We start from the raw sequence: 12,058 nt of genomic DNA, 5'->3' as shown, positions 1-12,058 counted from the left end.
TTTTCGGTTGTTAACGGGCCGCCGCTAAACTTCGCCGATGCTTCTCACTGATCTCGCCAAAATCATCGGACTGTTCACAGCCTGGAACGGGCTGGTGTTTACGATCTACTTCGTCGACAAGCAGGCCGCGCGCTATGGCCAGTGGCGCATCAGCGAAAAAACGCTTCTGACGCTTGCCTTCCTTGCCGGCAGCCCCGGCGCCGTGAGCGCCCAGCAACTGCTGCGCCACAAGACCCGCAAGGAGCCGTTTCGCTCGGACCTGATGGCGATCTGCGGCTTTCATCTGCTTGCCGTGATCGCGCTCATAGCAGCCATCGCGGCGAAGATGCTTAGGCTGATCTAGAAAGCGCCGTACGGCCCCTCACCCTGCGATGACACCGGCTTCGAGAGCCCGACGGAAGGAACGTCGCGGTCGAGCTTGGGATTATAGGCGACCGAGAGCCAGTGGATGGCGTAGCCGTTCTTCTTGAAGAAGGTGATCGCCTCGTTGTTTTCGGCGTGCGTCTGCATCATCACGCTATCGAGCCCCTGCTCCGCCACCTCCTTTTCGATCGACTGCAGCAGTGCCGAGCCGAGGCCATGGCCGGTGAACGACGGGTCGATCCAGAAGTCGGAAATCGTCTCGTCGAGATTTTCGCGCGCGGCCCATCCGGCCGTGTGGCCGTTCCATTCGATGACGGTAATGGTGAGCCAGCGGGTCTCGGCGAAATTCATGAAGGCGCTGCGGGCAGCCGACGCCATCGCATCCGCCTCGCCAATCGGCGCCATGGCCTTCTGCCAGGCGCGCAGGCCGATCTCGCTCAGAACCTCGGCCTCTCCCTCATGGGCATTGCGAATAGTGATCAATCAGAACCTCCGAAACACCGAGGAAAGTAAACCACCGAATCAGGCCATATCAAAGCCTTCCGTAACGTCAGGAGAGCTTTGTCCCGCATTGCATTGGACGGAGCCTGCTTGACGGCGACGGGGCCGAAGCCTATCAAATCCTGATGTTGAGCTCGCAATCAGAGACCCGGTAAAGGCCCTGCCCGCAAGTTTTCTTGCGCGTATGGGCCCGACGAGAACGAAGCCCTGACGTCCCTTCCGGACGCCAGATCGTTTTTGTGCGCCTTGAATGGCGCGAGACCGGATCAACATCTCCATGGATATTTCACGCGCGGAACAGCGCATCCTGCACTTGCTGGCCCAAGGCGGCCGCATCGAAATCGAACGCGACGACAAAAAGAAGATCGAGGCCGTCAACTGCCTTACCCGCGACGGCTGGCTCTACCCCGGCTTCGACCTCGAACTCTTTCGAAAGCTCAAACGGCTGAAGGCGATCAGGTCGCAGACCGGACAACCGTATCGGATCACCGAACGCGGGCTGCGGCTCGTGCGCTCGCAACTGGACAACCGATGACAGGGAAACGGCGCCGCGCAGGTGGCGCCGTTTTCACTTGGCCAGCAATGCCGGGCGCATGGCGGCCCACTCATCACCAAACGAACCTCTTGCAACCGACTTGCCCGCGAGCCGATACCAGTAACCGGCATTCCATGTATCGCCTTCGACGCGGTGACAAAGCGCGTGGCCCCAATCGAAAGCCTGTTCGCCTTCATGGGCTTGGCAGATGTCGTGCACGGCCTTCCACTCCGCGCCCATCGCGAAATCCGCGGCGGCCAGGCGGTCGAAGGCCTCGACGAGCGTTGAAATCTGCGATGCCATAAACCTACTCCTGTCAGTGGATTGTTAAGGCAGCGCCTTCTCCATATGAACCTTTTCGAGATCGATCCCCATGCTGTTGGAAAACTCGATCCCGCGCCACACGATAGCAAAACCACAACGTTCATACAGCCGGATCGCGCCGGTGTTACTGGCATGGGTATCGATGCGGGCCAATGGATAGCCGTCTGCCGAGATGAGTTCGACGATGTGGAGCATCAGCGCTCGGCCAACGCCCTTGCCCTGGTAATCCGGATGCACCCAAAGGTCCGACACGTAATCGCGCGCACCGTCCCGCGCCGTCCAGCCGGCGACTACGCCATCAATTTCGGCAACGTGCACGTCACCCGATGTGCTCTCTGCGAAGATCGAAAATTCGTGCCGGACGCGTTCGGCAATCTCAGGGGCGAGATCATGGCCCTTGAAGGCGTCGCTGGATTCCCAAGCCCCAAAACCGACTTCGCCGACCAGCATGTGGTCGGCGATCGTCATGTCTCTGATTTTCAGTCCGCTTACCACCACTTGGCGGGGGTGAAGCGGCCGGCGGCTTGTTCGATGACGTGGGCCGTCTTGAAGAGGGTTTCTTCTTCGAACGGCTTACCGATCAGCTGCAGGCCGAGCGGCAGGCCCTTGTGGTCGAGGCCGGCGGGGACGGCGATGCCTGGAAGGCCGGCCATGTTGACGGTGACGGTGAAGATGTCGTTGAGGTACATCTTGACCGGATCCGATGCCAGGTCCTCATCCGCGATGCCGAAGGCGGACGACGGGGTGGCAGGCGTCAGGATGGCGTCGACGCCGGCGTGGAAGGCGAGGTCGAAGTCGCGCTTGATCAGCGTGCGGACCTTCTGCGCCTGGATGTAATAGGCGTCGTAGTAGCCGGCCGAGAGAACATAGGTGCCGATCATGATGCGGCGCTTGACTTCGTGGCCGAAGCCGGCGGCGCGGGTCTTCTCGTACATGTCGGCAATGTCCTTGCCGTCGACGCGCAGGCCGTAGCGCACGCCGTCGTAGCGCGCGAGGTTCGAGGAAGCCTCGGCAGGCGCCACGATGTAATAGGCCGGCAGGGCGTATTTGGTGTGCGGCAGCGAGATGTTGACGATCTCGGCGCCGGCATCCTTCAGCCAGGCGATGCCCTGCTGCCAGAGCGTTTCGATTTCTTCCGGCATGCCGGCGACGCGGTATTCGTTCGGAATGCCGATCTTCATGCCCTTCAGCGACTGGCCGAGCACGGCTTCGTAGTCCGGAACCGGCAGATCGACCGAGGTCGTGTCCTTGGCGTCGACCGATGCCATGGACTTCAACAGGATTGCGGCGTCGCGGACGTCGCGGGCGATCGGGCCGGCCTGGTCGAGCGACGAGGCGAAGGCAACCGTGCCCCAGCGCGAGCAGCGGCCGTAGGTCGGCTTGATGCCGACGGTGCCGGTGAAGGCGGCGGGCTGGCGGATCGAGCCGCCGGTGTCGGTTGCGGTGGCGCCGGCGCAAAGGTGTGCGGCAACGGCAGCGGCCGAGCCGCCCGAGGAACCGCCCGGAACCAGCTGCTGGTTCGAGCCTGCGGCGCGCCAGGGGTTGATGACCGCACCGTAATGCGATGTCTCGTTGGAGGAGCCCATGGCGAACTCGTCCATGTTCAGCTTGCCGAGCATGACGGCGCCGTCGTCCCACAGGTTCTGCGTGACGGTCGATTCGTAATGCGGCTTGAAGCCGTCGAGGATGTGGCTGCAGGCCTGGGTGTGAATGCCTTCAGTGGCGAAGAGATCCTTGATGCCGAGCGGAATGCCCTCAAGCTCGCCGCCCTTGCCGCTGGCAAGACGGGCGTCGGAGGCTTCGGCCATCTGCAGCGCCTTCTCGGGCGTCACCTTGATATAGGCGTTGAGCTTGTCGTTGGCCGCCTCGATCGCCGAGATATAGGCTTCGGTGAGTTCGGTTGCTTTGATCTCCTTGGCGCGCAGCTTGGTGCGGGCTTCGGCAATGGTCAGGCTGGTGAGTTCGCTCATGATGGTTCGCTTCAAATCTTGAATGGCAACGAGGTCGGAAAGCGGCACAGGGCCTTATTCGACGACTTTGGGCACCAGGAAGAAATTCTGATCGGTAACAGGCGCGTTGGCGACGATATCGGCGGCCTTGTTGCCGTCGGTGACGTCGTCGGTCCGCTTCTTCATCAGCATCGGCGTGACCGAGGTCATCGCCTCGACGCCTTCGACATTGACTTCGGAGAGCTGCTCGACGAAGCCCAAGATCCCATTCAACTCGCCGACCATGCGGTTTGCCTCATCTTCGGAGACGGCAATACGGGCAAGGCGCGCAACGCGCTTAACGGTGGCTAGGTCGACGGACATCATATTCTCCGGATGGGATTTTCCCACTCGCTATAAAGGCCATGCCCGCTGTGTGCAACGGTCGAGTCAGTTCAAATTGCCTCGCCGAGTAGGCAAACCAGCAGGTCTTCCATTCTATCTACCTTCGTGAAGCTACTTTGCTTGATAAGCCGATGCCCGAGACGATCACTCTTTACGCCCTGGGCGTTGCCCTTGGTGTGCTTTACGATCTTCATGTCCGCTATGTCGGGCAAGGGATTTGCATCCAGATCACCAAACCATCGGAACTCTTGAACGTCCAAGGCGTCATCAACGATGATCCAGATAACGCAGCCACTCGGTTTCTCCGCCAGCCGCATGCTGACATTGACTTCGGCTCTTGAGCCGCCCTGCCGGCTTACCTTCAACTGGATATGCCGCGTGATGTTCTGTCGGCTCAAGACAAGATCATAACCGCCGGCATCGAACTCGCTCTTCAATATTTCTGCGTCGAAGATGTCTTTTCGCCAAAGGGTACGCAAAAGCTCGCCTGCGAAGAGATGCTCAACAATATTTTCACGTAAAGTCGAATGGATTGAGTGCTTCTTTTGAACGTCCATAAAAATGTCCCGCGATTGCAAAGCGACCGCGGGACAAAGGCAGATACTAGATGCCGGATGTCAAACCGAAAGAGTCTCGCTCGGCTTGATCGCCTTCACATCGGTCTTCGACCCTTCCATGCCGGCGACGAACTTTTCGGGCGTCTGGTCGATGATCGGGAAAGTGCCGTAGTGGCAGGGGATCGCGGTCTTGAAATTGAAGTAGCGCTGGCAGGCGAGTGCCGCCACGGCACCGCCCATGGTGAAGCGGTCGCCGACGGGGACGAGGCCAATATCGGGCTGGTGCAGCTCGTTGATCAGCGCCATGTCGGAGAAGATGTCGGTGTCGCCCATGGCGAAGATCGAGGCTTCGTCATCGAAATGCAGCATCAGGCCGTTGGCACTGCCGAGCGCGTGGGAGACGCCGTCCTCGGTGACCTGGGCGGAGGAGTGCAGCGCATTGGTGAAGGTGGCCGAGAAGCCGCCAAGCGGAACCGTGCCGCCGGTGTTGCCCATCTCGATCTTCGAGACGCCCTTGGTGCCGAGCCAGGAGGCGAGATCGGCGTTGGCGAGGACGACGGCGCCGGTTTCCTTGGCGATGGCGACGGTATCACCAACGTGGTCGCCGTGGCCGTGGGTCAACAGGATATGGGTGACGCCAGCGGTTACGTCCTTGATGTCCTGGCCGGCGAACGAGCCGTTATGCGTCAGGAAGGGGTCGAGGAGAATGGTTGCCTTCGCGGTCTCGATGCGGAATGCCGCATGGCCTAGCCAAGTGATCTTCATGAAATCTGTCCTTTTATTAAGTGATGCAAAAGCCTGCTTCGATGGGTATGGAGATAACCGATACCGCCGCAAAGAAAAGCGGTCGAGGCTTCAATTTCTTTTGACGGGATGAAACGACGATGACGGTGTTGACGATCGAGGAACTGGCGGCAACCCTTCAGCCGGGACAGGCTATCGCCGGTCTCGACCTCGGCACCAAGACGATCGGGCTTTCCATGTCGGATCTCGGCCGGCGATTCTCGACACCGCGCCCGGTCATCAAGCGCGAAAAGTTCACCATCGATGCCGAGGTGCTTCTGGGCTTTGCCGAGAAGGAAAAGGTCACGGCCTTCGTTATCGGCCTGCCTATGAATATGGACGGATCGGCTGGTCCGCGCGTCCAGGCCACGCGCGCCTTCGTGCGCAACATGGAGCAGAAGACTGCCCTGCCCTTCGTCTACTGGGATGAGCGGCTGTCGACGGTTGCCGCCGAGCGGGCACTGCTGGAGATGGACGTGTCACGCGCCAAGCGGGCCGAACGCATCGATTCGGCAGCCGCGAGCTTCATTCTTCAGGGCGCTCTCGACAGGCTGTCCTTGCTTGGAAGGGCAGCACTCGAAGAACCTGACGCCTGACGTCCCCGCCACCAGGCAGCGATCTTCTTGCGTCTGCGGAAGGCCATGATGGCGAAGACGACGAGGCTGTCGACAACGACGGCGCGGGCGACCAACGGCGGAATGGTTTCGGCGGGAATGCCCAGAATGTTGGCGTAGACCTGGAACGTCAGGTCATGGGCCTGGCGCGTGAGCATGAAGATGCCGAAGCTCATGTCGTAGTAGGATAGCCAGTACCAGCCCGCCAGAAACACGATCGGACCGGCCCAGAAGATCAGGAACCACTTCATGCGGTCGCCCCTCTTTGTCGCTTTGCGAATGGCAGATCAAGCGAGACCAGCCATGTCGATAATGCCATCAAACCCAGCACCAGGGCCGGCACCGCGATATCGAGCGCGAGCACGGCAAAGAACATCATCGCGGCAACGAGGAACATGATTCTCGCGATTTTGGTTCGCATGGTTCCAGACAACTCAAACTTTGAAACTGTCTGGTAACCTGACTTCTTAAACACTCTGGCGCAACGTAAACCATTTGTTAAGGTTAACGGCCGAGCGGGAGGCTGTGGGAAAGTCCGGGCCCAATCAGCCGTAAACGCCACGAACGATGCGTTTCAGCGCCTGCTCCGCCTTTTCCCAATCCTTCGATGCCTTCAGCGCCAGGCCGGCGCACTGCCCGCCGGCCGATGCCGAAAGGACGATATGCTGGATGGCGGCGATCAGAATCGCGTTGACGGCGACGGCGTCGACGCCCTTGGGTGGCGTCAGCGAGCCGCGCATGCGCTCCAGCCATGTGGCCAGTGCTTTCGAGCGCGCTTCGGAGAGGCGGCGGACCTGCTCGGTGTTTTCGGACACTTCCCAGGCAACGATACGGCGCATCAGCGGGTCGTCGCGCAGCGCCTGGAGGAAGAGCAGCGACAGGCGCTCCATCAGGTCGCCATAGGTCAGCAGGAACATGCCACCGGTGTCCTCGGGAATGCGGTCCTTCACCCATGTGCCGAGATCGGCGCCGATCGCGTCGACCAAGCCATTCAGGCCGCCGTAGTAGCGATAGATCAGCTGCTTGTCGCAGCCGGCCTTGCGGGCCACGGCGTTGATGCCGAAGTTCTGGAACCCCTCTTCCGCAAGCAGCGCCTTGGCGGCGTTGAGGATCGCCTTTTCAGTCGCGCCACGGTCACGCACACGCTTTTCCGGTTCGGCCTGCGGTGCGCTCGCGATGGGGGTCAAAGGCATGGGGTCATTCAGCATCAGGGACTCGGATTTCAGGTGTCACTCATCGGTGAGTAACAACACCGCTCCGAACCGGCAACGGCGAACCCCTTGAAAGATTGTGGATTGTTTTCAGGCCATTCTCGCCGGGCAGCCTAATGTCGCCGATCGGCGACATCGATCAGAGCGTCTGCCCGAACCAGACTGTGCGCTCGGACGGCTCGACGAGCGGCGGTCCGAGGCGCGTGAAGCCGCGCGAGCCCCAGAAGCCGATACCATTGGCATTCGTCGCACTGGCGCCGAGATGCACGGATTTCACGCCCGCGTCTCTCGCCTGCGAGAGCCACATGTCGAGCAGCTTCGTTCCCATCCCCTGCCCGCGCAGACGCGACAGCAGGTTCATATGGATATGAGCCGGAAACGCCTCGATGATGGCCGATGGCGCCGACGAGGGATGATGGATCGCGGCGATGCGTTTCTCGTCGGCATTCCAGAGGTCGGGATCGCCCTGAGGGTCAGCGTAGGCGCTGCGCAGCGCCGGCCACCAGTCGCGCTCAAGCTCTGCCTGAAAGGCAAGCGTATCGTAGACACCGACAATATAGCCGGCAACGCCTTCGGCATCCTCGGCCACGAAGGCCGTTTCAGGGCTGAGCGTCACATAGGGCGCGGAATAGATGTGGCCGATGAGCTTGCCGTCATCATGCAGTGACGTTGCATCTTGGCCGGCGTCACCCGTGACCAGCGAGATGTTGTAGATCTGATCGAGATCGTCGAGGCGCGCGCGGCGCAGCATTGTCGTCATCAGGATGCCGGCGGATAGAGAAGGTCGACGATGTAGCTGGCGTCGAAACGGCTATCGAGCATGCCGTATGTAGAGCGCCAGCCGCCGGCGAGACGGGTTTCGATGAAGGCATCGGCGATGCGCCCTGCCCCCAGGCGATAGAGCTCTGCGGCGCCGGCCGCGAGCGCCAGCTGCTCGACGAGCAGGCGGGCAGCGCCCTCGTCGCGTTCGCAAAGCGCCATGGCGGCACGGAGCACGTCGATTGTCTTCTTGCCGGCCGGGCCGAGATCCCTCGCAAGGCCTGCGAAGACGGTCTCGAAGAGATCCTTGCCGCGGTTCAGGATACGCAGGACGTCGAGCGCCATGACGTTGCCCGAGCCTTCCCAGATCGCATTGACAGGCGCTTCGCGGTAGTGGCGAGCGATCGGGCGTTCCTCGATATAGCCGCTGCCGCCGATGCACTCCATCGCTTCATAGATGAGCGCCGGCGCGATCTTGCAGCACCAGTATTTGGCGACCGGCGTCATGACGCGGGCATAGGCGGCCTCTTCGGCGCTGCCGCGGGCGCGGTCGAAGGCGTCGGCGAGACGGAAGGAGAGTGCTGTGGCTGCGGCGACGTCGAGCGCCATGTCCGCAAGCACGCGGGTCATGATCGGCTGGCTGACCAGCATCTTGCCGAAGACGCTGCGGCCACGGGTGTGGTGCACGGCTTCGGCCAGCGAGGCGCGCATGATGCCGGATGATGCCAGCGCGCAATCGAGGCGCGTCAACGTGACCATGTCGAGAATGGTGCGGACGCCGGCATCCGGACCGCCGAGCAGGAAGCCGAAAGTATCGCTGAACTCGACCTCGGAAGAGGCATTCGAGCGGTTGCCGACCTTGTCCTTCAGGCGCTGGAATTGCAGACCGTTGGCCGATCCGTCCTCGAGCAGGCGCGGCACCAGGAAGCAGCCCATGCCCTCCTTGGTCTGTGCCAGCATGATGAAGGCGTCGCTCATCGGCGCCGACATGAACCACTTGTGGCCGGAAAGGCGGTAGATGCCCTCGCTGACCTTTTCGGCAGACGTCGTGTTGGAACGGACATCGGTTCCGCCCTGCTTTTCGGTCATGCCCATGCCGATGGTCACGGCGGATTTCTGCATGGCCGGCTTGTTCGCCGAATCGTATTTGCGCGACAGTATCCTCGGCGCCCAGTCCTTCTGGACCGCCGGCGACGCGGAGAGAGCGGCAACGGATGCGCTCGTCATGGTGATCGGGCAGAGATGGCCGGTCTCGAGCTGCGCCGACAGATAGAAGCGAGCGGCGCGGATCTTGTGGGCCTGATCCTTCGCCTCGGCATCGGCCTGCGGGTCCCAGACGGACGAATGAAGGCCGACGGACATGGAGCGGCGCATCAGCGCGTGCCAGGCCGGGTGAAACTCCACGACATCGAGCCGTTCGCCGCGCGGGCCATGGGTGCGCAGTTGCGGCACACCCTGGTTTGCCATGCGCGCCAGCTCCTGCGCTTCCGGCGAGGTGACGTAACGGCCCATATTGTCGAGATCATCGCGAATGCCGCGCGGCAACGCACCAGTGAGGTCGACGATCAGCGGATCGGACCTGTAGGCGTTGATGCCGGACCACAGGCTCGGCTGGTTGAGTTCGGCGAGTTTTTCTTCAGCGGATGTCATGAATCGCTTCTAGAGTATGAGGCGGGCAAAGGGAAACCGGAAGTTTGGCACTCCTTGTGCTTTAGCCCAATTGCGACAAAATTGCAGGGGGAGAGCGCGGTTTGCCCACAGCGCATGCTTGCCGCCGCCGCACGCACTCTTTATAGAGCCGCTGACGACAGCATAGAGGCAGGTTCATGGTCTTCTTTCCCCACCGCCACCTCATCGGTATCAAAGGGCTCACAGAGCAAGATATCACCTTTCTCCTCGACAAGGCCGACGAGGCCGTCAAGATCAGTCGACAGCGAGAGAAAAAGACGTCGACCCTTAGAGGTTTGACGCAGATCAATCTGTTTTTCGAAGCATCCACCCGCACGCAGGCCTCCTTCGAGCTCGCCGGCAAACGCCTCGGCGCCGACGTGATGAACATGTCGGTCGGCAATTCCTCGGTGAAGAAGGGCGAAACGCTGATCGACACGGCGATGACGCTGAACGCGATGCGCCCCGACGTGCTGGTTATCCGCCACTCGAGCGCAGGCGCCGCCGCCCTTCTCGCGCAGAAGGTCTCCTGCTCGGTGGTCAATGCCGGCGACGGCCAGCACGAGCATCCGACGCAGGCGCTGCTCGACGCGCTGACGATCCGCCGCGCCAAGGGCAAGCTCTCGCGCATCATCGTCGCCATCTGCGGTGACGTGCTGCATTCGCGCGTGGCGCGCTCCAACATCCTGCTTCTCAACGCCATGGGTGCCAGGGTTCGGGTCGTGGCGCCGGCCACGCTGCTTCCGGCTGGGATCGCCGACATGGGCGTCGAGGTCTTCCATTCGATGAAGGAAGGGCTGAAGGACGCCGACGTCGTGATGATGCTCCGGCTGCAGCGCGAGCGCATGTCCGGCGCCTTCGTGCCGTCGGTGCGCGAATACTTCCACTTCTACGGTCTCGACGCGGAAACGCTGAAGGCGGCGAAGGAGGATGCGCTGGTCATGCACCCTGGACCGATGAACCGCGGAGTGGAAATCGCCTCCGAGGTCGCGGACGGACCGCAGAGCGTGATTGCCGAACAGGTCGAAATGGGTGTCGCCGTACGCATGGCTGTCATGGAAACGCTGCTGATCTCGCAGAACCAGGGTCCCCGCAGCGAAGGAGCCGGCGCATGAGCAACTCGATCGTCTTCAAGAACGTTCGCATCATCGACCCCTCGCGCAATCTCGACGAGGTCGGAGCGATCGTCGTCAAGGACGGCGTGATCGTCGCTTCCGGCAAGGATGCGCTGAACGAAGCCGTGCCCGCAGGCGCGATGGTGCGCGACTGCGCCGGCCTGATCGCCGCACCGGGTCTCGTGGATGCACGCGTCCATATCGGCGAGCCGGGGGCCGAGCATCGCGAGACGATCGAATCCGCCAGCCGGGCGGCGGCCGCGGGCGGCGTGACCTCGATCATCATGATGCCCGATACAGATCCTGTGATCGACGACATCGCGCTGGTCGAATTCGTCAAGAAGACCGCTCGCGACAAGGCCGTTGTCAATGTCTACCCGGCAGCTGCGATAACCCGTGGGCTCGCCGGCGAGGAGATGAGCGAGATCGGCATGCTGATGGAAGCCGGCGCGGTGGCTTTCACCGACGGCCACTCCAGCATCCACGACGCGCAGGTACTGCGCCGGGTGATGACCTATGCGCGCGAATTCGGCGCGGTGATTTCCTGCGAGACGCGCGACCAGCATCTGGCCGCCGGCGGCGTGATGAACGAGGGGCTGTTCGCAAGCTGGCTCGGCCTCGGTGGTATCCCGCGCGAAACCGAACTGATCCCGCTGGAACGCGACCTGCGCATCGCCAAGCTGACGCGCGGCAAATACCACGCGGCGATGATCTCGGTGCCCGAATCCGTCGAGGCGATCGAACTGGCGAAAAGCCGTGGCGCGACGGTCACCTGCGGCATCTCGATCAACAATCTGGCGCTCAACGAAAACGACATCGGCGAGTACCGCACCTTCTTCAAGCTCTATCCGCCGCTGCGCTCGGAAGACGATCGCGTGGCGATGGTGGATGCGCTGGCCCGCGGGGCGATCGACATCATCGTCTCCTCGCACGACCCGCAGGACGTCGACACCAAGCGGCTGCCCTTCGGCGAGGCGGCCGATGGTGCCGTCGGGCTCGAGACCATGCTGGCGGCCGCCCTTCGCCTGCACCACAGTGGGCATGTGAGCCTGATGCGGCTGATCGATGCCATGTCGACGCGGCCGGCGCAGATCTTCGGTCTCGATGCCGGTACGCTGAAGCCGGGCGCCAAGGCGGATATCGTGCTGATCGATCTCGAAGAGCCTTGGATTGTCGCCAAGGACATGCTTCTCTCGCGCTCGAAGAACACGCCGTTCGAAGACGCGCGCTTCAGCGGGCGTGCGGTCGCGACATACGTCGCCGGCCAGTGCGTGCATACGTCGTAAACTGCGTGC

Annotated in this window: 17 protein-coding genes; 5 read left to right on the top strand and 12 right to left on the bottom strand. The window is 62.0% G+C overall.

Features of this window, described 5'->3' with window-relative positions; all coding sequences use genetic code 11:
* Positions 1 to 37: 37 nt before the first annotated feature.
* The gene (locus AC1DOG_RS11615; RefSeq protein ID WP_477928097.1) at positions 38 to 343 is read left to right on the top strand and encodes a DUF1294 domain-containing protein; all 306 of its coding nucleotides are present in this window, start codon (positions 38 to 40) and stop codon (positions 341 to 343) included.
* On the opposite strand, the gene AC1DOG_RS11610 is transcribed toward AC1DOG_RS11615, so the two are convergent.
* Positions 340 to 846, bottom strand: a complete 507-nt coding sequence (locus AC1DOG_RS11610) for a GNAT family N-acetyltransferase (protein ID WP_018900159.1) — start codon at positions 844 to 846, stop codon at positions 340 to 342. The genes AC1DOG_RS11615 and AC1DOG_RS11610 overlap by 4 nt on opposite strands.
* A gap of 295 nt (positions 847 to 1,141) precedes the next feature.
* On the opposite strand from AC1DOG_RS11610, the gene AC1DOG_RS11605 reads away from it, so the two are divergent.
* Complete coding sequence (locus AC1DOG_RS11605) at positions 1,142 to 1,399, top strand: YjhX family toxin (protein ID WP_111561319.1); 258 nt, start codon at positions 1,142 to 1,144, stop codon at positions 1,397 to 1,399.
* A 33-nt stretch (positions 1,400 to 1,432) separates the two neighbouring features.
* Here AC1DOG_RS11605 and AC1DOG_RS11600 read toward each other — a convergent pair whose 3' ends face one another.
* The 6 genes from AC1DOG_RS11600 to AC1DOG_RS11575 all read right to left on the bottom strand — a co-directional run bounded on the left by AC1DOG_RS11600 (position 1,433) and on the right by AC1DOG_RS11575 (position 5,378).
* Positions 1,433 to 1,702: a hypothetical protein gene (locus tag AC1DOG_RS11600; protein WP_477928094.1), complete on the bottom strand. Its 270-nt coding sequence runs from the start codon at positions 1,700 to 1,702 to the stop codon at positions 1,433 to 1,435.
* A gap of 24 nt (positions 1,703 to 1,726) precedes the next feature.
* Positions 1,727 to 2,191 carry a GNAT family N-acetyltransferase gene (locus tag AC1DOG_RS11595; protein WP_477928092.1) on the bottom strand — a complete coding sequence of 155 codons (465 nt, stop codon included), beginning with the start codon at positions 2,189 to 2,191 and terminating at the stop codon, positions 1,727 to 1,729.
* 20 nt (positions 2,192 to 2,211) lie between these two features.
* Entirely contained in the window at positions 2,212 to 3,693 is a 1,482-nt protein-coding gene (gene gatA, locus AC1DOG_RS11590) for an Asp-tRNA(Asn)/Glu-tRNA(Gln) amidotransferase subunit GatA (protein ID WP_018900163.1), read from the bottom strand.
* A gap of 54 nt (positions 3,694 to 3,747) precedes the next feature.
* On the bottom strand, positions 3,748 to 4,035 hold the full coding sequence (gene gatC, locus AC1DOG_RS11585; RefSeq protein WP_113199602.1) for an Asp-tRNA(Asn)/Glu-tRNA(Gln) amidotransferase subunit GatC: 288 nt from the start codon (positions 4,033 to 4,035) through the stop codon (positions 3,748 to 3,750).
* A 71-nt stretch (positions 4,036 to 4,106) separates the two neighbouring features.
* Positions 4,107 to 4,613: a hypothetical protein gene (locus tag AC1DOG_RS11580; RefSeq protein WP_477928090.1), complete on the bottom strand. Its 507-nt coding sequence runs from the start codon at positions 4,611 to 4,613 to the stop codon at positions 4,107 to 4,109.
* A 60-nt stretch (positions 4,614 to 4,673) separates the two neighbouring features.
* Positions 4,674 to 5,378 (bottom strand): metal-dependent hydrolase, encoded by a 705-nt coding sequence (locus AC1DOG_RS11575; protein ID WP_477928088.1) that lies wholly within the window; start codon positions 5,376 to 5,378, stop codon positions 4,674 to 4,676.
* Positions 5,379 to 5,497: 119 nt separating this feature from the next.
* Here AC1DOG_RS11575 and ruvX point away from each other — a divergent pair, with 119 nt between their 5' ends.
* Complete coding sequence (gene ruvX, locus AC1DOG_RS11570; RefSeq protein ID WP_477928086.1) at positions 5,498 to 5,992, top strand: Holliday junction resolvase RuvX; 495 nt, start codon at positions 5,498 to 5,500, stop codon at positions 5,990 to 5,992.
* On the opposite strand, the gene AC1DOG_RS11565 is transcribed toward ruvX, so the two are convergent.
* From AC1DOG_RS11565 to AC1DOG_RS11545, 5 genes are all read right to left on the bottom strand, one after another.
* The gene (locus AC1DOG_RS11565) at positions 5,929 to 6,261 is read right to left on the bottom strand and encodes a DUF6105 family protein (protein WP_018900167.1); all 333 of its coding nucleotides are present in this window, start codon (positions 6,259 to 6,261) and stop codon (positions 5,929 to 5,931) included. The genes ruvX and AC1DOG_RS11565 overlap by 64 nt on opposite strands.
* The gene (locus tag AC1DOG_RS11560; protein WP_018900168.1) at positions 6,258 to 6,407 is read right to left on the bottom strand and encodes a hypothetical protein; all 150 of its coding nucleotides are present in this window, start codon (positions 6,405 to 6,407) and stop codon (positions 6,258 to 6,260) included. Before AC1DOG_RS11560 ends, AC1DOG_RS11565 begins: the two co-directional genes overlap by 4 nt.
* Before the next feature lie 148 nt (positions 6,408 to 6,555).
* Positions 6,556 to 7,218: a TetR/AcrR family transcriptional regulator gene (locus AC1DOG_RS11555; protein WP_026283304.1), complete on the bottom strand. Its 663-nt coding sequence runs from the start codon at positions 7,216 to 7,218 to the stop codon at positions 6,556 to 6,558.
* Positions 7,219 to 7,360: 142 nt separating this feature from the next.
* The gene (locus tag AC1DOG_RS11550; RefSeq protein WP_477928083.1) at positions 7,361 to 7,981 is read right to left on the bottom strand and encodes a GNAT family N-acetyltransferase; all 621 of its coding nucleotides are present in this window, start codon (positions 7,979 to 7,981) and stop codon (positions 7,361 to 7,363) included.
* Entirely contained in the window at positions 7,981 to 9,630 is a 1,650-nt protein-coding gene (locus AC1DOG_RS11545) for an acyl-CoA dehydrogenase family protein (RefSeq protein ID WP_111561310.1), read from the bottom strand. Before AC1DOG_RS11545 ends, AC1DOG_RS11550 begins: the two co-directional genes overlap by 1 nt.
* Before the next feature lie 176 nt (positions 9,631 to 9,806).
* Here AC1DOG_RS11545 and AC1DOG_RS11540 point away from each other — a divergent pair, with 176 nt between their 5' ends.
* Together AC1DOG_RS11540 and AC1DOG_RS11535 are read left to right on the top strand one after the other, a co-directional pair.
* Positions 9,807 to 10,763, top strand: a complete 957-nt coding sequence (locus tag AC1DOG_RS11540) for an aspartate carbamoyltransferase catalytic subunit (RefSeq protein WP_018900172.1) — start codon at positions 9,807 to 9,809, stop codon at positions 10,761 to 10,763.
* Positions 10,760 to 12,049, top strand: a complete 1,290-nt coding sequence (locus AC1DOG_RS11535) for a dihydroorotase (RefSeq protein ID WP_477928081.1) — start codon at positions 10,760 to 10,762, stop codon at positions 12,047 to 12,049. The genes AC1DOG_RS11540 and AC1DOG_RS11535 overlap by 4 nt, the downstream gene beginning before the upstream one ends.
* Positions 12,050 to 12,058 lie beyond the last annotated feature (9 nt).

Source organism: Rhizobium sp. 01N48, assembly GCF_056399145.1.
The sequence above is the reverse complement of the archived record's forward strand: the minus strand, read 5'-3'. Positions and strand labels throughout refer to the sequence as shown.

Bases quoted from the DNA above. Each gene is read 5' to 3' on its own strand.
- AC1DOG_RS11595 (WP_477928092.1), bottom strand. From the start codon at position 2,191: ATGACGATCGCCGACCACATGCTGGTCGGCGAAGTCGGTTTTGGGGCT.
- AC1DOG_RS11600 (WP_477928094.1), bottom strand. From the start codon at position 1,702: ATGGCATCGCAGATTTCAACGCTCGTCGAGGCCTTCGACCGCCTGGCC.
- AC1DOG_RS11540 (WP_018900172.1), top strand. From the start codon at position 9,807: ATGGTCTTCTTTCCCCACCGCCACCTCATCGGTATCAAAGGGCTCACA.
- gatC (WP_113199602.1), bottom strand. From the start codon at position 4,035: ATGTCCGTCGACCTAGCCACCGTTAAGCGCGTTGCGCGCCTTGCCCGT.
- AC1DOG_RS11605 (WP_111561319.1), top strand. From the start codon at position 1,142: ATGGATATTTCACGCGCGGAACAGCGCATCCTGCACTTGCTGGCCCAA.
- AC1DOG_RS11565 (WP_018900167.1), bottom strand. From the start codon at position 6,261: ATGAAGTGGTTCCTGATCTTCTGGGCCGGTCCGATCGTGTTTCTGGCG.
- gatA (WP_018900163.1), bottom strand. From the start codon at position 3,693: ATGAGCGAACTCACCAGCCTGACCATTGCCGAAGCCCGCACCAAGCTG.
- ruvX (WP_477928086.1), top strand. From the start codon at position 5,498: ATGACGGTGTTGACGATCGAGGAACTGGCGGCAACCCTTCAGCCGGGA.
- AC1DOG_RS11550 (WP_477928083.1), bottom strand. From the start codon at position 7,981: ATGACGACAATGCTGCGCCGCGCGCGCCTCGACGATCTCGATCAGATC.
- AC1DOG_RS11555 (WP_026283304.1), bottom strand. From the start codon at position 7,218: ATGCTGAATGACCCCATGCCTTTGACCCCCATCGCGAGCGCACCGCAG.
- AC1DOG_RS11545 (WP_111561310.1), bottom strand. From the start codon at position 9,630: ATGACATCCGCTGAAGAAAAACTCGCCGAACTCAACCAGCCGAGCCTG.
- AC1DOG_RS11615 (WP_477928097.1), top strand. From the start codon at position 38: ATGCTTCTCACTGATCTCGCCAAAATCATCGGACTGTTCACAGCCTGG.
- AC1DOG_RS11580 (WP_477928090.1), bottom strand. From the start codon at position 4,613: ATGGACGTTCAAAAGAAGCACTCAATCCATTCGACTTTACGTGAAAAT.
- AC1DOG_RS11575 (WP_477928088.1), bottom strand. From the start codon at position 5,378: ATGAAGATCACTTGGCTAGGCCATGCGGCATTCCGCATCGAGACCGCG.
- AC1DOG_RS11535 (WP_477928081.1), top strand. From the start codon at position 10,760: ATGAGCAACTCGATCGTCTTCAAGAACGTTCGCATCATCGACCCCTCG.
- AC1DOG_RS11560 (WP_018900168.1), bottom strand. From the start codon at position 6,407: ATGTTCCTCGTTGCCGCGATGATGTTCTTTGCCGTGCTCGCGCTCGAT.